At 53.6% G+C, this 20978-nt stretch carries 17 protein-coding genes, 1 pseudogene and 2 riboswitches; of the genes and pseudogenes, 1 reads left to right on the forward strand and 17 read right to left on the reverse strand.

The window, feature by feature from the left end; all coding sequences use genetic code 11:
• Positions 1–4: 4 nt before the first annotated feature.
• The 5 genes and pseudogenes from kdpB (EDM60_RS26675) to kdpB (EDM60_RS26700) all read right to left on the reverse strand — a co-directional run.
• Complete coding sequence (gene kdpB / locus EDM60_RS26675; protein WP_122966667.1) at positions 5–2044, reverse strand: potassium-transporting ATPase subunit KdpB; 2040 nt, start codon at positions 2042–2044, stop codon at positions 5–7.
• A 26-nt stretch (positions 2045–2070) separates the two neighbouring features.
• Entirely contained in the window at positions 2071–3744 is a 1674-nt protein-coding gene (gene kdpA, locus EDM60_RS26680; RefSeq protein WP_122966668.1) for a potassium-transporting ATPase subunit KdpA, read from the reverse strand.
• Positions 3745–3792: 48 nt separating this feature from the next.
• A complete protein-coding gene (locus tag EDM60_RS29640; RefSeq protein ID WP_083955723.1) occupies positions 3793–3870 on the reverse strand; it encodes a potassium-transporting ATPase subunit F in 78 nt (25 codons plus the stop codon).
• A gap of 589 nt (positions 3871–4459) precedes the next feature.
• Positions 4460–4603, reverse strand: a riboswitch (cyclic di-AMP (ydaO/yuaA leader).
• 112 nt (positions 4604–4715) lie between these two features.
• On the reverse strand, positions 4716–5549 hold the full coding sequence (locus tag EDM60_RS26695) for a putative bifunctional diguanylate cyclase/phosphodiesterase (protein ID WP_233454136.1): 834 nt from the start codon (positions 5547–5549) through the stop codon (positions 4716–4718).
• 88 nt (positions 5550–5637) lie between these two features.
• Positions 5638–6902, reverse strand: a pseudogene (gene kdpB / locus EDM60_RS26700) (potassium-transporting ATPase subunit KdpB); the annotation flags it as partial.
• Positions 6903–7088: 186 nt separating this feature from the next.
• Between kdpB (EDM60_RS26700) and EDM60_RS26705 the strand changes: the two are divergent.
• Entirely contained in the window at positions 7089–7457 is a 369-nt protein-coding gene (locus EDM60_RS26705) for a Na-translocating system protein MpsC family protein (protein ID WP_063229353.1), read from the forward strand.
• Between the two features lie 68 nt (positions 7458–7525).
• Here EDM60_RS26705 and EDM60_RS26710 read toward each other — a convergent pair whose 3' ends face one another.
• From EDM60_RS26710 to EDM60_RS26765, 12 genes are all read right to left on the reverse strand, one after another.
• The gene (locus EDM60_RS26710; protein ID WP_122966671.1) at positions 7526–7936 is read right to left on the reverse strand and encodes a hypothetical protein; all 411 of its coding nucleotides are present in this window, start codon (positions 7934–7936) and stop codon (positions 7526–7528) included.
• A 21-nt stretch (positions 7937–7957) separates the two neighbouring features.
• Positions 7958–8890 (reverse strand): glycine betaine ABC transporter substrate-binding protein, encoded by a 933-nt coding sequence (locus tag EDM60_RS26715; RefSeq protein ID WP_122966672.1) that lies wholly within the window; start codon positions 8888–8890, stop codon positions 7958–7960.
• Positions 8887–9729, reverse strand: coding sequence for an ABC transporter permease (locus EDM60_RS26720; RefSeq protein WP_122966673.1), 843 nt, complete (start codon positions 9727–9729; stop codon positions 8887–8889). Before EDM60_RS26720 ends, EDM60_RS26715 begins: the two co-directional genes overlap by 4 nt.
• A complete protein-coding gene (locus EDM60_RS26725; protein ID WP_122966700.1) occupies positions 9713–10933 on the reverse strand; it encodes a quaternary amine ABC transporter ATP-binding protein in 1221 nt (406 codons plus the stop codon). The genes EDM60_RS26720 and EDM60_RS26725 overlap by 17 nt, the downstream gene beginning before the upstream one ends.
• 432 nt (positions 10934–11365) lie before the next feature.
• A riboswitch (cyclic di-AMP (ydaO/yuaA leader) is annotated at positions 11366–11512 on the reverse strand.
• A gap of 162 nt (positions 11513–11674) precedes the next feature.
• On the reverse strand, positions 11675–12730 hold the full coding sequence (locus EDM60_RS26730) for an ABC transporter ATP-binding protein (RefSeq protein WP_122966674.1): 1056 nt from the start codon (positions 12728–12730) through the stop codon (positions 11675–11677).
• On the reverse strand, positions 12727–14469 hold the full coding sequence (locus EDM60_RS26735) for an ABC transporter permease (RefSeq protein ID WP_233454135.1): 1743 nt from the start codon (positions 14467–14469) through the stop codon (positions 12727–12729). The genes EDM60_RS26730 and EDM60_RS26735 overlap by 4 nt, the downstream gene beginning before the upstream one ends.
• On the reverse strand, positions 14459–15538 hold the full coding sequence (locus tag EDM60_RS26740; RefSeq protein ID WP_122966675.1) for an ABC transporter substrate-binding protein: 1080 nt from the start codon (positions 15536–15538) through the stop codon (positions 14459–14461). Before EDM60_RS26740 ends, EDM60_RS26735 begins: the two co-directional genes overlap by 11 nt.
• 36 nt (positions 15539–15574) lie before the next feature.
• A complete protein-coding gene (gene surE / locus EDM60_RS26745) occupies positions 15575–16354 on the reverse strand; it encodes a 5'/3'-nucleotidase SurE (RefSeq protein WP_122966676.1) in 780 nt (259 codons plus the stop codon).
• A 15-nt stretch (positions 16355–16369) separates the two neighbouring features.
• Positions 16370–17152, reverse strand: a complete 783-nt coding sequence (locus EDM60_RS26750) for a sugar phosphate isomerase/epimerase family protein (RefSeq protein ID WP_122966677.1) — start codon at positions 17150–17152, stop codon at positions 16370–16372.
• A complete protein-coding gene (locus EDM60_RS26755) occupies positions 17128–17949 on the reverse strand; it encodes a PHP domain-containing protein (protein WP_122966678.1) in 822 nt (273 codons plus the stop codon). The genes EDM60_RS26750 and EDM60_RS26755 overlap by 25 nt, the downstream gene beginning before the upstream one ends.
• Before the next feature lie 296 nt (positions 17950–18245).
• Positions 18246–18446, reverse strand: a complete 201-nt coding sequence (locus EDM60_RS26760; protein ID WP_063229343.1) for a copper ion binding protein — start codon at positions 18444–18446, stop codon at positions 18246–18248.
• 89 nt (positions 18447–18535) lie between these two features.
• Positions 18536–20953, reverse strand: a complete 2418-nt coding sequence (locus tag EDM60_RS26765) for a heavy metal translocating P-type ATPase (RefSeq protein ID WP_122966679.1) — start codon at positions 20951–20953, stop codon at positions 18536–18538.
• Between the last annotated feature and the right edge of the window lie 25 nt (positions 20954–20978).

The raw sequence follows: 20978 nt of genomic DNA on the forward strand, positions 1-20978 counted from the left end.
TCGCCTATACGAGATTCAATCCGACCAGCACCAGGTCAATCAGCTTGATGCCGACAAAAGGCACCAGAATGCCGCCCAAACCATAGATCACCAGATTGCGGCTGAGCAGCTTGGTCGCGCTCATCGGCGAGTATTTTACGCCTTTCATCGCCAGCGGAATCAAGATCGGAATGATGATCGCGTTGAAGATCAGCGCGGACAAAATGGCGCTCTGCGGCGTAGCCAAGCCCATGATGTTGAGGGCGTTCATTTGCGGGATCGCCAGCATGAACATCGCCGGAATGATCGCAAAATACTTCGCCACGTCGTTTGCGATACTGAAAGTCGTCAGTGCGCCGCGCGTCATCAAAAGCTGCTTGCCGATCGCCACTACCTCAATAATTTTCGTCGGGTCGGAATCGAGGTCGACCATGTTGGCCGCTTCCTTCGCCGCAACCGTCCCGCTGTTCATCGCCAGACCGACATCCGCCTGGGCGAGCGCTGGCGCATCATTCGTGCCATCGCCTGTCATCGCGACCAGTTTGCCCGCTGCCTGTTCTTTGCGGATCAAGGCAATCTTGTCCTCCGGCTTCGCTTCCGCCACAAAATCGTCTACCCCTGCCTCGCGGGCAATCGTCGCTGCTGTGAGCGGATTATCCCCCGTGCACATCACCGTGCGAATCCCCATGCGTCGCAGTTCTTCAAAGCGCTCTCTCATCCCCGGTTTGACGGTATCCTTCAAATAAATCAGCCCGAGAATGACATTTCCCTCCACCACTGCCAGCGGCGTTCCGCCTGCGGTTGCGATCCGGTTTGCCTTTTCGTCGAGGTCTGCCGGGATACGGCCTCCCAATTCCTTGACGTACGTTTTGATCGCGTCTACTGCACCTTTGCGAATTTGCGTGCCGTTTGCCAAATTCGTGCCGCTCATGCGCGTCTCGGCTCTAAATTCCACGCCCTCTGCGCCCGGCAGTTCCAGCTCGCTTGCTGCAAGACCTTGCTTTTTCGCCAGTTCCACAATCGAGCGGCCTTCCGGTGTTTCATCGAGTATGGAGCTTTGTGCTGCCGCCCTGTTCAAAGCGTCTGCCTTGCTGTTGCCCACTGGCACAAATTCCGCTGCCATGCGGTTTCCGTGGGTGATCGTGCCCGTTTTGTCCAAAATAATCGTGTTGATGTCGCCCGAAGCTTCCACCGCTTTCCCCGACATCGCAATGACGTTGAACTGCGTAACCCGGTCCATCCCGGCAATCCCGATGGCGGAAAGCAAACCGCCAATCGTCGTCGGAATCAGGCAGACGAGCAAAGCCACGAGCGTAGCAATCGGAATGGCGGCATTGACGTAGCTTGCGATCGGCTGCAAAGTCGTGCAGACGATCAGGAAAATCAACGTCAAGCTGACCAGCAACGTATTGAGCGCAATTTCGTTCGGAGTTTTTTGCCGTTTGGCACCTTCGACCAAAGAAATCATCCGGTCGAGGAACGACTCGCCAGGATCAGTCGTCACACGGACGCGAATCCGGTCGCTCACTACACGCGTACCGCCTGTAACGGAGCTGAAATCGCCACCCGCTTCTTTAATGACAGGCGCGGATTCACCCGTAATCGCCGACTCATCCACGGAGGCGACACCTTCGACAATCTCCCCGTCACTCGGAATCAGCTCGCCCGCTTCGACGATAACCAGATCGCCTTTGCGCAGTTCCGTCGAGCTGACCATTTGGATCGAGCCATCTTTGGCGAGCTTTCTCGCTTTTGTATCCTGCTTCGTTTTTTTCAGACTCTCAGCCTGTGCTTTTCCGCGCCCTTCTGCCAATGCCTCGGCGAAGTTGGCGAACAGAATGGTCACAAACAGGATCAGGCTGACGATCCCGTTGTATCCGCGATCAGAGGCTCCCCCGAACAGATCGGGCAAGATCGTCAAAAGCAGGGTCACGACAAATCCGACTTCGACCACAAACATGACCGGGTTTTTGATCATGACCCGCGGGTCCAGTTTTTTCAGCGCCTCGACAAAGGCACGCTGGTACAAATCTTTTGGAAACGCAACCGTGCGCGTTCTGCTCATTGGAAATATCTCCTTTGCCTTTTGAATTATCGGATGGTCAACCACTCGGCTACCGGGCCAAGTGCCAGTACCGGCAAGAACGTCAGCGCACCCACGATCACGACCGTCGCGATCAAAATGACCAGAAACACACCATTGTCTGTGCGAAGCGTACCCATCGTTTCAGGTACAGGCGTTTTCGCGAGCAACGAACCGGCTACCGCCAGCATCGCGATGATCGACACGTATCGGCCAAACAGCATGACCAGCCCAGTCGAAATGTTCCAGAAAGGCGTATTGTCGCCCAGTCCTTCAAAGCCAGAGCCGTTGTTGGCTGCCGAGGACGTAAATTCGTACAAAACTTGCGAGATGCCGTGGAAGCCCGGATTGGAGATTCCGGCTGTGCCCATTTCCGAGGCCAGCGCAATCGCGGTCGGAGCCAAAATGATCAGCGGGTGGGCGAGAATCGCAATCGCGATCAGCTTCATCTCTTTCCCTTCGATTTTTCGTCCGAGAAACTCGGGCGTCCGTCCGACCATCAAGCCCGCGATAAACACAGCCAAAATCGCATACATCAAAATGTTTACCGTACCGACGCCATCTCCGCCGAATACGCAGTTCAGCATCATTTCCCCGAGCGGCACCAGTCCGCCCAGCGGCGTCAGCGTGTCGTGCATGTTGTTGACCGTTCCGGTCGTCGCCGCAGTCGTCACCGCTGTAAACAGGGCGCTCTGCGCAATGCCGAAACGCACTTCTTTTCCTTCCATGCTGCCCACGGCCTGTGACAAACCTGCACGTTCAAGCGCCGGGTTGCCATTGATCTCGCTTCCGTAGGCAATCCCGAGGAACACGAGAAACATCAAACTCATGGCGCCAAAAATGATCCAGCCTTGCTTGCGGCTCTTCGTCATGAAACCGAAGGCAAAAGGCAGAGACGCCGGAATGAGGAACATCGACAAAATCTCCAGCACGTTCGTCAAAGGAGTCGGATTCTCAAACGGATGCGCAGAGTTGACCCCAAAGAACCCGCCGCCGTTCGTTCCCAAATGCTTGATCGACACAAGCGAAGCTACCGGACCTCGTGCGATTTGCTGTTCAGCCCCGCTCAATGTAGTCGCCGTCGCTGTCGGTTCCATCGTCTGCGGCACGCCTTGCGCCACCAGAAGAAGTGTCACGACTACTGCCAAGGGAAGCAGCACACGCGTATGCGCCCGCACCAGGTCGACATAGTAGTTTCCGATGCTGCGCTGTCCGGTCAATCCGCGCATGAATGCCATGACGACCGCAATCCCCGTAGCAGGTGTCGTAAACATCAGGTAGATAATCACCATCATCTGCGACAGATAGGACAAACCGCTTTCTCCGCTGTAATGCTGGAGATTGGTATTCGTCAAAAAGCTTACCGCCGTATTGAACGACAGCAACGGGTCCATCGCCGCCACACCGCTCGGATTCCCCGGCAGCATCCCTTGCAAGCGCAAGAGCAGATAAGCAATCGCAACCATCGTGATATTGCTGACCAAAACCGCCGTCGCGTACTGCTTCCAGGTCATGTCTGCGATGCGAATGCCAGACCATTTGTAAATGACTTTTTCCACCCCGCCAAAAGCGCGGTCCAATCGCGTATTTTCCAGGGAAAAGGCCCGCGCCAGATAGCGTCCCGTCGGAATCGCCAACAAGAGCAGCACCACCAAAACCACCGATATTTGTATAAAGTCCACGGACAATTCCTCCTACTTCCTCTATGAAATGAATCGCTCGACCAATCCTTAATACTTTTCCGGATAGATCAGTGCGTGGCCCAGGTAGATCGCCAGTCCGGCCACAATCAACAGCAGCAAGATCATTTTTCTTTTCCTCCCTGTTCTTTTACTACCGCATCACAAAACTTGATCAGGGCAAAAAATGTAACAAACGAGATTGCCAAGAGCAGTATGGCAACTAAGTCCATGAAAAGTCCCTCCTTTTTCCGCTTGCAGTTTGCCGTTTTTGTCGCGCCAGCTTCCTTCAGGCGCCCACCTCCATCTACCTTGAACAAAGTCGTGCCGGTTCGCCTCTTTCGCTCACTTCCTGGTACAAGCTTTCTCCCCTGAAAAAACCTGCCATGGAAGCAAAAAAATAGACCAATGCTTACTCATTCCCCGAAAAGATCGCCACAATGGACCAGCAAAGCTCAACAGACAGGGCAAGCCCCGCGCGCACTTTAGCGGTATGAAAGACGATCACTTCTTCGGAGAAAAAGTACTCATTGGTCTACCGAACGCCCAGCCGACTTGAATGTGCCTTCTTTGCGTTTTGTCTCCCGTTTCCTTTTTCCGAAAAACGTGTATTCATTTTTTGGGCAAAACGAAAAGACCTGCATCTTTCGTTTCGAGCAAGCTTCTTTGCTCATCCCAAAGGACAACAAAAAAAGCCTCCTCAAACAGGCGGTCTTTAGACCTCCCTCGCTTTAGCCGACGAAGTTAGCTGACGGGTAGGATGGCGAAAGAGTTACTCATCCCTTCCACGAATCGTGGAATTAACCCCTACAAAATTGGGTCCTCCGTTCCCGAGTGCCTCGGGATTTGGCCAGATTTGCAATTGTTGGTTACGAGTCTCATTATACGTCTGGCATAATCGGTTGTTAATGTCTTGTTTCTCGCTTTTTAGCACGATTTGTGCAGTCTTTATCGATGTAAGCGATTTAATCCTGTCAGGACTCAGCCGCGCAAGATATTTCGTCGATTATCTCGCGTTTTCTCGCAACGCATGGACCGCGTTCGGAAATGCCCTGTCCGATTTTTTGCAGCCATTGCTTTATTTCTTCTGCCGACAAAGGCTTGCTGTAAAGGTATCCTTGCATTTCATCACACTTCTGTTCACGCAAAAAAGCAAACTGAAGCTCGTTTTCCACCCCTTCAGCCAAAACGCTGAGGTGCAGATTATGGGCCATGGCAATGATCGACTGGGCAATCACGGCATCGTCCTTTTCCGTAATAGCACTTACGAAGGAGCGATCAATTTTCAGACGATCTATGGGAAAATCGCGCAAGTAGCTAAGCGAAGAGTATCCGGTGCCAAAGTCGTCAATCGACAGCTTCATCCCCAATCGCTTTAACTCATGCAGAACACCGATCACCGCATCCGGATTTTTCATGACGGCGCTTTCTGTAATCTCTAGCTCCAGAAGCTCGGGCTGCATGTCCGTCTCCTGAAGAACTTGCTGAATCATCTGTACCAGATTCTCTTGTTGAAACTGACGGGCAGACAAGTTGACGGCAACTCGCAACGGGTCATATCCTGCCTGCTCCCAGAGCTTGGCTTGGTTACAGGCTGTTCGCAGCGCCCACTCGCCAATCGGTACAATAAGTCCCGTCTCTTCTGCCAGTGGAATGAAGTCTGCCGGGGAAACCAGCCCCCATACGGGATGCTGCCACCTCAGCAGCGCCTCGACTCCGACTATTTTTCCTGTCTGGCAATCGATTTGCGGCTGGTATTGCAGATGAAATTCCCCCCTCTCCAAAGCTTTGTGAAGTTCCTGTTCCATCGCAAGACATTCTGATGCATGATTGCTCATCGTAAAGGAGTACACAATGTATCGATTTCGTCCCTTCTCTTTTGCACTGTACATAGCGGGAGATTTGGGCGCTTCGTTCCTTCAGGTCTTTCGGGATTGTTCCTTGCCGCTCGCCCACGTAGTCACATATGGCGCGAACCGCTCCCTTCCGATATTGAACCCCTCTGTAATTCAGCCCGCTCATCCGTTCTTCTGCGGTAAACGGTACGACCTGGCCTTCGTATGCCTTCACGTCGCAAACGACATGCTTTTGCTTGGCGAGCATGAGGATCGAGCTGCCTTCTGGCGTATCGTCAAACAGAGAGGTAAGTACCGCTACCTCTATCAACTCCTTCTCCTCTGCTCCTGCGACTGGAACAAACTGCGCCGCCAGCCGATTGCCGTACGTGATCGTGCCTGTTTTGTCCAAAATAATCGTATTGACGTCACCAGCCGCCTCTACTGCCTTGCCTGACATCGCAATGACACCGAAGCGGGTAACCCGATCCATGCCTGCGATTCCGATCGCAGACAAAAGACCGCCAATCGTCGTCGGAATCAAACAAACTAACAGTACGACCAGGACAGAAATATTGAGATGAATGCCCGCATAGGCGGCGATTGGCACCAGTGTGACTACGACGATGAGAAAAATAAGCGTAAATACGATCAATACCGTATTCAGGGCGATTTCGTTTGGGGCCTTTTGCCGTTTGGCGCCTTCGATCAAGGCAATCATCCTGTCCAAAAAAGAATCGCCCGGGTTCGTGGTTATTTTGATCAAGATAGAATCACTCGTGACCCGCGTACCGCCAGTCACGGACGACTGATCACTTCCCGCCCGTTTGATTACAGGTGCAGATTCGCCTGTAATCGCTGATTCATCAATCGAAGCCAGCCCCTCGACAATTTCACCGTCGCCAGGAATGAAGTCACCCGTCTCTACCAGAACAAGATCCCCTCTTCGCAGTTCCTCCGCAGACACCACATGGATGCCCCCGTCTGCCTTCAGCCGTTTCGCCTCAGTATCTCTTTTGGCCCGGCGCAACGTATCTGCCTGCGCTTTTCCCCGCCCTTCTGCCAGTGCTTCGGCAAAATTGGCAAACAGGACGGTAACAGCAAAACCAAAAATACGCCTGTGTTCCAGCCTATCTGATTCTCTGTTCCGAAATAATGGGGGAAAAGGATCATGAGCAGGATTAGCACAGTTCCCATCTCAACCACAAACAGTACAGGATTCGATTTCATAACCAGCGGGTTTAGCTTGCGTACACTCTCCAACAAAGCTGTTCCGATTATTTTATTGTGGAATGTCGAATGCTCTTCTACTTGTTTCACGGCCATTCACCTTTCTATCCTATGAAATTCACAATTGTTCTACATGACATAAGGCGTGAACCAAATACAAAAAAATCCCCACGGCAAAAATCGTTACGATTACCACAAAATCATCCCTCCTCAGACGTGTTGACAGCCCAAAGTCGGCTGAGTAATATAAGGCACAATGATAAATAATGGGAGGTATGGCGTTTGGCCATCTCTAACAAAAAAAAGCTGGAAGCTGAAATCAGCGAAACTTTCATCAAATTTCAACGCGACTTGATCGGACGTGGCCCTCAAGAAGCAAAAACCTACATCGTCGGCGACATGGTCCTCGTTCGCTTCAAGGGAGTGCTCACCGTTGAAGAAAAACATCTCTCCAGCCACGATAAAGGCCGTCGCATTGTAAAAGAAATGCGCGAGGTGCTTCGTGAGATGTATAGCGAGGAATCAGAAGAAATCGTAGAAAAGCTGACCGGCTGCAAAGTGCTGTCCAGTCATAGCGACATCAGCACCAAGATGGGGGAGCGAATCGAGGTTTACGTGTTGGACAAGGACCTCGAAAAAATGCTGGGCTGATTCCTCAACTGAATACCTGTGCATCGAAAAGGCGGCTCCGCCTGCTTACTGACGGAGCCTTTTTCCAATCAACCGCTGAGTTGTTCTGCCAGCCATCGATATCCCTTGTACCCTGGCTTGCTGATGATGACATAATGGGCACCTAACCCTTTGTATAAACTCGCATTTTGCTGCTCCTGTGTCAGAACGAAAATGCGGCAAGTGCCCAACTGCCGAAACAAAGTAATGAAATCACGCCCTTCTGGCCATTCGTCCACAAACAGATAGACAGACTGATAGACTAACAACTCCTCTTGATGAAGATAGCTTTCATCGAAAGAAATGGGCGACAACTTTTCTGTGCAGGAGTGACGCTCTCCCCTGATCAGCGAATAGGCAACAGGACTTTTCCGGAAGAACAGAGAGTCACTGCCTCCTCTGATCGTCTGCACAAAAGACGTGAATGCCTCTCCCACCCCAATGACCAGACAATTTTTCATGCCAGCCCCTCCTCTTCCCGTTTATTTGAGCTCCTCAATCGACTGGATGTTCATATAGCCTGGAACCACCAACCCGATTTTGGTTCCGTCCAGATTGGGGCCAAGGTCTTCCAACTGATCCCCGAACTTTTTGAGGTAGCTCGCATCGGTAGAGGGAAGCCAGGCTGCTACCATCCCGTCCACATCGCCCATGGCTACGCCTGCCCACATCGGTCCAGCCTGGACCTGACTCAATTCCACCTCATATCCGAGCTTTGTCTCCAGCACTTCCTTCACTATGTGCGAACTGGCAATTTCCGAGTCCCATGCCACGTAAGCGATGGTCAGCTTTTCTTTTTGAACCGGAGCAAGCCCCTCTACCCACTTCCCGACCTTGTCTTCGTTGTTTTTCACCCACTCCGCAGCCGCTTCCTCTGGTTTTTTCCCGTCCAAAATATGTACCATCACAGCTTCCATGTCCGCAGGCTTCCATTGGAACGCGTCCAGAAACCGATAGGCGGCAGGGTGATCCTGCTTCAATCCTTTTCGAACGATGGTATGAATCTGTTCAGCTCCGCCAAAGCCGTTTTTCGGGTCCTGCAAATATTTCAGATCCAGTTTTTTGAACATCCAATGCGGCGTCCAACCCGTGATGATAATTGGTTGCTTCTGTTCGTAGGCACGCGTCAGCGCGGCAGTCATCGCCGCATCCGATCCTTCTACGAGCTGCCAGTTGTCCAGGCCGTACAGCTTCATGACTTCCTCAGTCTTCACCATCGAGCCGGCACCAGCGTCAATTCCGATGATTTTATATCCCACTGCTTCCCCAATCGCGTTCTTCGGCACCTGGACGGGATTCGGATTGTGCCCAATCGTCGCCCCTGTCGGTGTAGAGCCTTGCTGAGAGCAGCCTGCCAGCATAATAGCCGCAGCCACCACCCATGTCAGTGCATTTTTTCGCGTGAACTTGTTCATAACGCTTTTCTCTCCTTTTGTTTGGCATGCTGGGAAATGCGGTCCAGAACGATAGCAATAATCACGATCGATAACCCCGCTTCAAAACCTTTGCCGATATCCACCTGGGATACAGCCCGATAAACATCGGCTCCCAATCCTTTTGCTCCGATCATGGCGGCGATAACCACCATCGAAAGCGCAAGCATGATGCACTGGTTGACTCCCGCCATGATGGTCGTCTTCGCCAAAGGCAGTTGCACCTTCATCAACTTTTGCCATCTCGATGAGCCGAAAGCATCCGCTGCTTCTGCAAGCTCCGGCGGAACCTGACGTATGCCGAGATTCGTAAATCGGACGATCGGCGGCAGCGCAAAGATAACGGAAGCAATGACCCCTGGTACTTCGCCCAGTCCAAAAAAGAAAATGGCCGGGATCAAGTAAACGAATGCTGGCATCGTCTGCATCAAATCTAGCAACGGCATGACCAGCTTCGTGAAAGTATCGCTTCGCGCGCAGGCAATACCCGCAGGAATCCCTACAGTGATGGACAACAGGGCAGAAGCAATAACCAAGCCGAGCGTTTCGACCGTTTCATCCCAGTACCCCAGATTGGCAATGAGAAACAGCCCAAGCAATGTGAAAAACATCGAAGATCGCCCGCCAAATACCCAGGCCAGCGCCCCGAACAGCAAAATGAGAATAACAGACGGTATCGCAGCCAAAACCTCGGTAAAGTACGTGACCATTCCCGAAATGATGATCGCGATCGGATCGAACAAAATGCCTTTGTGCTGACCGAGCGCCTCAACGATTCGTTCCACCCACTCACCGATCGGCAACTTAGGCACGGAATCCATGAGGCATCACCTCTGCTCCCTGCTGCGGATTGACCTTGCCGACAAGCCCGCCGAGCACCGCTCCCTTGACAATGACGCCCAACAGACGCCGCTCCTCACCCACGACAGCAATCGGAACGTGCAAATCTGCCATCAGAGGAAACAGGCTGTTCAGACGGGCATCTGGCCCCACGCTGGGGATATCTTTTTTCATCATGGTTTCAAGCGACTCGCCCGTATTGATCGCAAGCGAAACGTCATAGGCGGTAACAAGCCCAAGCAATGTCCGCTTTTTGTCTACGATGTACAGACTGGATACCCCGTTGTCCATCATGAGCTGGAGGGCCACCCTCGCACCTTTGTCAGGAGTAATCGCTTCTGCCCTTTTCATCACGTGTTTTGCCACCAGCACTTTGGACAAGTCTGCATCCTCAACGAATTTTTTCACGAATTCATCCGCAGGATCGGTCATGATTTCTTCGGGACGCCCGACCTGGATGAAGCGACCGTCTTTCATCAGGGCGATCCGGTCACCGAGCCGCAATGCCTCATGCAGATCGTGAGTAATGAACAAAATAGTCTTTTTCATCGTTAGCTGAAGCTCTAGCAGCTCATCCTGCATGTCTTTTCGAATCAGCGGATCAAGGGCACTGAACGCTTCATCCATCAGCAAAATGTCGGGATTGTTGGCGAGCGCCCGGGCCAGGCCGACCCTCTGCCTCATTCCGCCGCTCAATTGATCAGGGAAGGCATTTTCCCACTCGGAAAGCCCGACGAGCGCAAGCGCTTCGCGTGCTTTTTCTTGCCTCAATCCATGCGGTACTTGCTGAATCTCCAAACCGAATTCGATGTTTTCCCGTACCGTTCGCTGTGGGAAGAGCGCGAAATTTTGAAAAACCATGCCGAGCTTTCTCCTGCGTACCTCGCGCAAATGAGCCGGCTTCATACCAATGAGTTCTTCGCCATCGATCTGAACGCTCCCAGTGGTTGGCTCAATCAGGCGGTTGCAAAGTCGGATCAAGGTAGATTTGCCGCTGCCTGACAGCCCCATAATGACGAAAATTTCGCCCTCTGCTACCGAGAAGCTGATCTGGTTCACACCGATCGATTGCCCTGTCTCTTTAAAAATTTGCTCCTTTGTCCATCCTTGCTCCAACAGCTTTAACGCTGCCTGCGGCTGCTTGCCAAACACTTTCGTCAATTGCCTGACTGTCATTTTGGGCATGAGCCTTTCCTCCCTTTCTTGTTTTCCCAAATGAAAAAACCTGCGAAGTTCCGCTTCCAACCGGACGAACCACCTGCAGACGCTGCCGCTTGTGTACGCTCGATTTTTGCAGAACTAACGCAGGCTTACCTAATACCTGGCGCCCCTGTGCAAAAGGCTCCCTGTACGCTGTCTTCCTGATTTCGCTGTTCGTTTTTTGGTTTCATGCACCGGGTTTATGCCGAAATTCATTTGCCGCCCGCCATCCTCGCACATCGACATGCACGCGTATGACAAAAGCCACACATGAAAATCGCCATAAAAAATAGACCTATTTCATCCTTTTTCTCAAGAACAAAGGTCCCAAAGAAAAAGTCTGAAATGGCCTATAAACGCGCCCGAAGAGGACCGCTCCTCTTTTTTCGCATCATTGCCCAGACTTCATCGCTTCATGAACCTTCCCTGCTTTGGCCGACGAGGTTAGCTGACGGGTAGGATGGCAGAGAAGACTTATCTCATCCCTCCTGATTGCTCAGGATTAACCCCAAAAGATTGGTTCCCCCGCTTCCGGGTTGCCCCGGAACTAGGCCGTATGAAATGTTTGAATCAGATTCGGTAATGTGATTTGATTATACGCCTGCTGCCAATTATTGTGAATGCTCGCTTCTGCCTGCTTGCCTCATGCTTGATCGTTCTTTATTTATATCCTGACATTAGCTATCGGTTGCTCACAAATGAAAGCTATTTCGCCTGCTTTCCAGCTTACACGCAAATGCTCACCAGTACAGAATCATCGTAAGCAAACCGCTCGCTAATATCGGTGACCACTTCCCATTCCTCTTCCCCGACGCGGATCGAGTAAATCAGCTCCCGGCCCTGAAACTGGACGTGAGCGACCTTGCCCATGATCCCGTCCGAGCCTTGATGCCAGACGGACAGCTTCAACTGGTCCGGGCGAACAGGCAATACTTGCTGATCGAAAAAAGCGGAAAAATCACGCGAAACGGTGATCGGCAACGATGACGCTCCCTGTTTTTCCAGCAAAAAGGTGTTCGCGGCAGCCCAGTTCCCTTTTAAAAAGTTGGCTCTGCCGACAAACTTGGCGACAAACGGCGACTCCGGGGCGTAGTAAATGTCGTGCGGAGTGCCTGCCTGCTCAACTCTGCCGCCCTTCATCACGACAATGCGATCAGCCATGGCCAGTGCCTCGGATTGATCGTGCGTCACATAGACAATCGACGTACCCAGTTCGCGGTGAATGAACTGGATTTCTTTTCGCATCTGCATGCGCAGCTCGGCGTCCAGACTGCTCAACGGTTCGTCCATCAGCAACAAGGTCGGATTGAACACGATGGCGCGCGCCAGCGCCACACGCTGCTTTTGCCCACCGGAAAGCTGACTGGGGAACCGCTCCTCCATACCGCCCAGACCGACCATCTCCAGCATCTGGGCTACCCGCGCTTTCGGGTTTTGCTTGTACGCTTCCGGCACCTGCTGTTGATGCTGCAAAGGAAACGCCACGTTTTCGTAGACCGTCAAATGCGGCCAAAGCGCGAACGACTGAAACACCATGCCAATCCGCCGTTCTTCCGGCGGCTTGCGCTTGGCCGCGCTGGCTACACACTCGTTGTTGATCCAGATTTCTCCGCTTGTCGGGGATTCGAACCCGGCAAGGAGCCGCAGCAGCGTCGTTTTGCCGCAGCCGCTCGGACCGAGCAAAGCGACAAACTCGCCTTGGCCGATCTGCAAATCGAGATGGTGGAGCGCCGTCACATTCCCGAATTTTTTCGATACCCCTATTACCCGCGCACTGTTCATTGTTCGATCCTCCGTTGCCAGTATCGTTTCCACAGACTGCCCGCCGCGAGCACCAGCAGGATGGCTCCTACGATCAAGGTCGAGAGGGCCGTGCTGTACGTTGTCGATCCCGCCTGCTCAAAGCTGAAAATGACGACACCGATCGTTTCCGAGCCGGATGACCACAAGAGCGACGAAATCGTCAGCTCTGTAAAAGCGGTGAGAAAGACCAGAAACAAACCTGTTGCCATGCCCGGCGCGTAGAGCGGGAGCAAAATGCGCCGCCATCTCGTCCAGAAGCGCCCGCCGTTGATCCGTGCTGCCTCCTCCACTTCTTTGCCCACTTGCATGATCGAAACCGTACTGCTTTTGACTTGCAAAATGAGAAAACGCGTCACATAAGCGATCATAATCAGCCAAACCGTTCCGTATATGCCTGGCTGCCAGCCGGGAATCGGTTCAATCCAGGTCAAAATCATCGCCAGTCCGAGCACCATGCCCGGAAGCGCATACGGCAGCGCTACAGCCCCTTCCATCGCTTTGCCAAGCGCAGACGGCTTATGAATGCGCCAGTAGGCGAACAGCGTGCCCGCGACGACGCACAAGACACCCGTCATGCTGGCAAGCATCAAGCTGTTGCCGATGGCTCCCTTCGTACCTGCGTGGTCGAACATTACGAAGGCAAAATGCTTCCACGTCAAATTTTCCGGGACAAACGGCAAGCCGTAAGCTTTGACAAAAGCGGTTGCGGCCATCGACAAAAGCGGAAGCAGGCTCGTCACAAGCAAAAACCCGCCCACCAAAACCTCCGCCGTCAAACGGTGCTTGCCCAAAGACCGCCGGATGGACTTGTCCTCGGCACTGGTCTGGTCTACCCGGCTTTTCCGCAGCAAAACCCACTGCATCCCTGTCCCTGCCAGCGCAATGACGCCGAGCAAAACAGACAGGACAGCCGCCCTGGCAAAAGCGCTCGGCCCAAATCCGATCACTTCCTCGTAGATCAGTGTACTGAGTACAGAGATATTTTCCGGGATACCCAAAAATGCCGGAATCCCGAAGTTGTCCAGCCCGGAGATAAACGCCAGCAGTCCGCCTCCCGCAATGCCTGGCAAGGCGAGCGGAAGCGTCACTTTGGCAAACACAGCCCGCGCACTTGCTCCCGAGGAATGCGCCGCCCACTCCAGCTCTTTCGGAATCCGGTACAGCACAGACAGCGTCAACATGTACACCAGCGGATAATGAGTCAGCCCCATCACGACGATGATCCCATCCAGCCCGTACACGTTCCACAGCTCGACCGGACTGCCCATCACCCAGCTCGCAGCCCTGTTCAGCACACCCTGCGGCCCTGCCAGCTGCGTCCAGGCCAGCGTCATTACATAGGACGGGATGAGCAGCGGCAAAAGGGCAAACGCGTGAATCGCACCTTTCCAGCGTATATCGGTATACGCGCACAGCCAGGCAAGCGCCACGCCTACGACTACCGAGATGACGGTGGAAATACCTGCTGCCAGCACAGTATGACCGACTGCATCCCACGTCCGGGCATTGACAAGCACCTCCTGAAAGTAGTGCAAGCCAAGCCCTGCTTCTGTCTGGATACTAAGAACAATCAGCTTCCACAACGGATAGACAAAAAAGAAGGCGACCGGCACCAGCACGAACCAGGTAGCCGCCTTATCCATGGACAGGGAGGCGGCGAACTTGCGCCGCTCCCCCATCTGTCTCTCGCTCACTACCGTCTGCCAGTTACTTGCCACCCATCATCTCTCCAAATTTCTTTTTGTCGGCTTCCCTGGAAGCTTCCAGTTCATCAATATTGGCGGAAAGCGCCTTGATTTGATCTTGTGCGTACAGTCCTTCCGGTGCTGCTACTCCTTTGCGGATCGGTGTATAGCCCAGGCCGCTGGCGAGCTTTTGTCCTTCTTCGGAGAGGACGAAATCGACAAACGCTTTGGCAGCCTCCTGGTTTTTGGTCGCTTTCATGATGCCGATCGGCTCCGTGATGACAGGCACGCCTTCTTTTGGATACACGATCTCGACGGGCGAACCGTCTTTTTTGGCGCGGGCAACCAGATAGTCGACGACCATGCCGTAATCTTTTTCGCCGCCCGCTACACTTTTGAGCACGGCGCCATTTCCTTTAATGACGGTCATTTGATTCGTTTTCAGCCCGCTGATGTAATCCCAGCCCAAATCAGGCTGGCGCGTAAACACCCCGACATTGTAAGCCGCTGCGCCTGAGTAGAGCGGGCTTGGCATAATCGCTTTGTTCGCCGCTTCCGGACTCGTCAGCACTTTCCAGCTGTCCGGGAGAGCTTTTACCTTGCTGGTGTTGACCGCGAGCACAGTCGCCATGACTTTCGTTCCGGTGTACGCGCCGTCCGCGTCTTTCCACTCCGCCGGAATGTCCGCCGCTTCAGGCGAAGTGTACGGCATGAGCAAATCTTGTTTTTTCAGGCTGACAAAAGTCGGCGCATCCGCGACCAACAGCACGTCAGCTTTTACTTGGCCTGCCTGTGCTTCGGCCTGCAAGCGGCTGATGACTTCCTCCGTTCCCGAGCGGAACAGATCTACTTTCACGTCAGGATACTTCTTGGAAAAAGCGTCGATCAAAGCAGCTGCATCCGCATCCGGCTGGGAGGTGTAGAAGCTCAAGGTTCCCGCTACTTTCGGGGCAGCAGGCTCCGTTGTGGCAGCCGGAGTCGACTGCGGCGCTGGCTGGGATGGGGTCGACGAAGAAGGCTGGGAACCGCAGGCAGCAAGTCCGAAGACCGATACGGCCGCGAACAAAGAAAGAGTCCATTTTTGCAACAGAACACGTTTCATTTTTTATTCCTCCTGATCATTAAGTAGGCTTATGAGTTAAGAGCTTTGCTTCGCACCTTGAAACCATTTTCCGATCTTCGTCTTCATGGCCGTGTTCGTCATGTTCAATTGCAGGGGCGTAATCGTGATGAAACCATCGCGCAGCTTGTAGTAATCCGATTCCTCATCCTCAAAGTTCAGTTCGCTCAAATGATCGGACAGCCAGTAGCACAGGTAGCCTTGCGGGTCGTTCAGTCCGACGTACTGATAGCGCAGCACGTCCATTGCCAATGGCGTCACCGCTACGCCTTTTACCATTTCTTTGGACAAGTACGGCAAGTTGATATTCAGTACCGCTTCCGGGCTGAGCTTGTGCCTGAACAGCGTTTCAAACACTTCGTAGGCCAACGGCTCCACGATCGAAAAGTTCGGGTTCGGCTTCAGCGTGGCGAGCGAGATCGCGACAGAAGGAATCTGGTACATCGCCCCCTCGATCGCAGCCGAGATCGTGCCCGAGTAAAACACGTCCCGCCCGAGATTCGGCCCGCGGTTGATCCCGGAAACAATCACGTCCGGCTTTTCTTTGAGAATCACCTCAATCGCCATTTTGACGCAGTCGGCGGGAGTGCCGTTGACAGCCCACGCTTCCAAGGAAGTATCGAAAAAGTTGACTTTGTTTGCTTTTACTGGTGATTTCAGTGTGATCGCATGGCTGATCGCACTGCGTTCCTGATCCGGGCAGACAATGGATACATTGCCGAACGGCTGCAGGGCTTGCGCCAGACACAGCACGCCGCTGGAGAAAATTCCATCATCATTCACTACGAGAATGTTCAAAATGATACAAACCTCCTATCCAAATGAGACACTGTGGCCTTGTTGCAAAAAGAGCAGGTTTTGCTTGAGTTGGGACAAATTCCGCGCATCGTCGAAGCCTTCTACAACCAGCGGCTTCTCTTCCGCAAGCAAGAGCGGCCAAATCGTCGGCAGGTCAATGTCCCCTGTTCCGAGTGGCACATGCAGCTTGGTTGCTGTCGCATCGCTCACATGGATTTTGTCGACTCCCTCCAGTTCTCCGAGAAACTGCGGCAGAGAACAGGTCAGGGGCACATGGGCGATATCCAAGGTCGCTGCCGTCGGATAGTTCAGCGCTGCACGCAGCCTGTTCAAATCCCCCGGCGTCACGATCAGTTCTTTTGGCAACGGCTCGATATGCTCGATGGACAGCACTCTTCCCAGACGCACAGCCTCTTGCGCCAGCTCGTTCAGGCTCTCGATGAGCACCGCTTCGTGCCATTCCCGGTTTTTGTGGGTCAAAGTCACTCGTCCCGGATGGATCGTCACGCTTTTCGCTCCGATCTCCCCCGCGAGAGCCAACGACCGCTTGATTTCCTCCACCGATTGTTTGCGAATGCCGCTATTCAGCGAGCACAAGTTCAAATCCCAGCTAGCCGCATGCAAAGTCAGCTTCATGCCGACGCGTTTGGCGGCCTGCTGAATTTCCCGCGGGTTGCTTTTGTGGAACCAGACGTGCTCGGCCCAGACCTCCATCCCGGCAAATCCGTACTGCCTGGCAATCAAAATCGCCGCTTCTACCGGGTAGGACCACATCAATGTCGATGAAACATACAGCATGTCCACCACTCCTTTACCTCTGCCGGGATCGGCACACTGCCAACCGGGTAAGGGTTGCGTGAGCCGTGCCCGTGAAAGTCGCTACCTCCCGAGCGGATCAGGTGATTCACCTTGGCTTGCCGCTCCCAAAATGCCATCTGTTGCGCGGAATGCTTCGAATAGTACACCTCGATGCCATCGATGCCGTAGGCAAGCAACGCATCCAGCTTCACTTCAAACGAGTAAATACCCGGATGGGCCAAAATCGCAATGCCGCCTACTTCATGCGTCAGCTCAATCGCTTCGCGTGCCGAGAAGGAAGGACGGGGCACATAGGCCGGGCAGCCTTTTCGCAAATACGTCTCGAACGCCGCTTGCGGAGTGGAGCAAAAGCCGCGTGCTGCCAAAACTTCTGCCACATCTGTGCGCACCAGCACGTCGCCTTTTGCCCGGGCTGTGCATTCTTCCATGGTGATCGCCATACCTAAACGATTGCAGCGTTCGACGATTTCGGCGATCCACTCGATCCGCTCCCGTTGGCGCCTGTCCATGACGTGCAGGAGCCGGGCATCCGATATATCGAGGCCGTAACCCAAAATATGCAACTCGTCTTCTGGGCCGTCCGTGTTCCATTCGATTCCCGGTATGAGCTTCAGACCGAGACGTTCGGCCTCATCGCGAGCCAGCAGATATCCATCGACGGTATCATGGTCTGTAATGGCTAGGTGAGTCACTCCCCGCTCGCTTGCCTCGGCAAGCAGCTCTGCGGGAGTGAGCTTCCCGTCAGAAGCGGTGGTGTGCATATGCAAGTCCATCATCTGACCACTCCTCCTGTTCTTTTCCGACTTGTTTGATTTCGTTTGATTTCATTGTAGCTGTCGTTTTTGAAGGGCGTATAAAGCAGGCGACAAGGTTTGATAAAGGCCAGACGCCTGTCCATGCGCCTTTTCGGTCGATCCCCTGCCGGATTGTTGAGGAGGTGTTAACGATTTACAAAGTCTTTACAAAAGCGAAAAGTTCGTGGGCAAACGGCACTGGTGGAGAGGAAAACGAAAAACCCCCACCCGAACTAATGTTCAGGCAGGGGCTTTGTGTTCAAAGAGACAGTCGCTATTTAAACGACATCGTATCCTTGTTCTTCGATTGCTTCCTTGATGGCATCCAGCGTCAGCGTGCTTTCGTTGAAGGAAACCTCTACTGTTTTGGCCGCCAGATTGACTTTGCCTTCTGCTCCCAGCTCTTTCAACGTTTTTTCCACGGTATTCACGCAATGGTTGCAAGACATGCCTTCTACATTCAGTGTTACGTTTTTCATTCTCAATCTCTCCTTTGAGTGTATGTGTATAAATGATGCGGACAAAGCCGCTTGTTGCTGTTTGTAAACGACAGATGGCAGATGGCAGCTTACAGCTTCACTCGCTGCAAGCGCAGGGCGTTGAGCACGACGGAGACGGAGCTGAAAGCCATCGCGGCTCCGGCTAACCATGGAGCGAGGAAGCCCAAGGCTGCAAACGGAATGCCCAGCGTGTTGTAGGCAAAAGCCCAGAACAGGTTTTGCTTGATGTTGCGAATGGTTCGCTTGCTCATTTCGATGGCGTCAGCGACACTGGTCAGCTCGCCGCGCATCAAGGTAATGTCGGCCGCTTCCATCGCCACATCTGTTCCCGTGCCGATCGCCATGCCGATATCAGCGGTAGCCAGTGCCGGAGCATCGTTGATTCCGTCGCCGACCATAGCCACTTTCTTGCCCTCTGCCTGAAGCTTTTTCACCTCGGCAGCCTTGCCTTCGGGCAGGACTTCGGCGATGACGTGCTCAATTCCTGCCTCGCGAGCAATCGCTTCGGCGGTTTGACGGTTGTCGCCCGTCATCATGATGACCGTCAGCCCCATCGCTTTCAGGCGTTCGATTGCTTGCTTCGAAGTCGGCTTGATCGTATCCGCTACGGCAATCAACCCGGCAAGCTTGCCGTCGATGACCGCCAGCATCGCCGTTTTACCCGCTTGTTCCAGCGAAAGCATCGTGTCTGAAACAGCCTGATACGATATGTGGTGCTGTTCGAGCAGACGGCGGGTCCCGACCAGCACTTCTCTGCTGTCGACGGTTGCCCGAATCCCGAAGCCGGGAATCGCTTCAAACACGCTGGTTTGCCCAAGCGCTATGCCTTTTTCCGCGATCCCGCGAACGATCGCCTGGGCAAGTGGATGCTCGGAGTTTTTCTCGGCCGCGCCTACCAGCGCAAGCAGTTCTGGCTCGGCAAAATCAAGCGAAATCACGTCTGTCAGCTCTGGCTCTCCTTTGGTTACGGTTCCTGTCTTGTCGAGGACAATCGTATCCAAATGGTGCGCCGTCTCCAGATGCTCTCCCCCTTTGAACAAAATGCCCAGTTCAGCTGCGCGGCCAGAGCCAGCCATAATCGAGGTTGGAGTCGCCAGACCAAGTGCGCACGGGCAAGCGATTACCAGCACGGCGATAGCCTTTTCCAGCGCCTCGGCAAAGTTGCCGGGAATGACGGCGAAATACCAGATGAGAAAAGTCACCACCGCAATTCCGACGACAATCGGAACGAAAATCCCGGAAATGCTGTCTGCGAGTCGTTGAATCGGTGCTTTTGTCCCTTGCGCTTCCTCCACGACTTTGATGATTTGCGCCAGCGCCGTTTCCTTCCCGACTTTGGTCGCTTTTACCTTCAGAAAACCGTTTTTGTTCAAGGTGGCTCCGATGACGGCATCTCCAGCCGCTTTATCTACCGGGATGCTTTCCCCCGTCAGCATGGATTCGTCGACCGCAGACTGCCCCTCCAGCACGATGCCATCCACTGGCACCTTGTCGCCTGGCTTCACGTTCACGATATCTCCAGGCCGCACTTCTTCAACAGGGATCGTGATTTCCACACCGTCGCGGACGACTACGGCTGTTTTCGCTTGCAAGCCCATCAGCTTGCGGATTGCTTCCGAAGAGCGTCCCTTCGCCTTGGCTTCAAACAGTTTGCCCAGCAAAATCAAGGTAATCAGCACAGCGCTCGTTTCAAAGTAAAGCTCCAGCATGTGGGCGTGCGACCCGATGGACGAGATCGCCACGTACAGACTGTAAAAATAGGCAGCCGAGGTGCCGAGCGCGACCAGCACATCCATGTTCGCGCTCTTGTTGCGAAGCGCTTTGTAGGCCCCTGCGTAAAACTGCGCCCCGATGATGAACTGCACAGGAGTCGCCAAGGCCAGTTGTACCCACGGGTTCATCAGGAAGTCCGGCAACCAGATGAACGAAGTGAAGGAAAAGTGGCTGACCATCGACCAGAGCAGCGGCAGCGACAGCACGAGGGAAATCCAGAACTTTTGCGTTTGCCGCTTGATCTCGGCCATGCGGCGGTCAACCTGCTCCTCTTCTTTGCCCTCTTCCTTGCGCGTTGCCTGGTATCCCAGCTTTTCTACCTGCCGCACAAGATCAGACACGCCCAGCTGAGCAGAATCGTATTCGACCGTAGCTGTTTCCATCGCCAGGTTCACGTTTGCCTTCAACACGCCAGGCATTTTGTTCAGACCCTTTTCGATCCGCGTCGAGCAGGCCGCACAAGTCATGCCTGTAATATTCAGCTCGACTTTGTCGGCGACGACGCCGTAGCCAAGCGCCTCGATCTTCGAGCGTATATCGTCGAGACTCGTTTTGGCCGGATCGAAGACGACTGTCGATTTTTCCAAAGCCAAATTCACATTGGCTGTTTCTACACCATCCAGCTTCTTCAAGCCTTTTTCAATGCGCAGCGCGCAGGCTGCACATGTCATCCCTGAAATCGGAACTGTAGCTTCTGCCGTTTTGGCACTCATACCAATTCCCCCAAATACCCTTAGA

The sequence above is a fragment of the Brevibacillus parabrevis genome (assembly GCF_003710905.1).
Taxonomy (GTDB): domain Bacteria; phylum Bacillota; class Bacilli; order Brevibacillales; family Brevibacillaceae; genus Brevibacillus; species Brevibacillus parabrevis.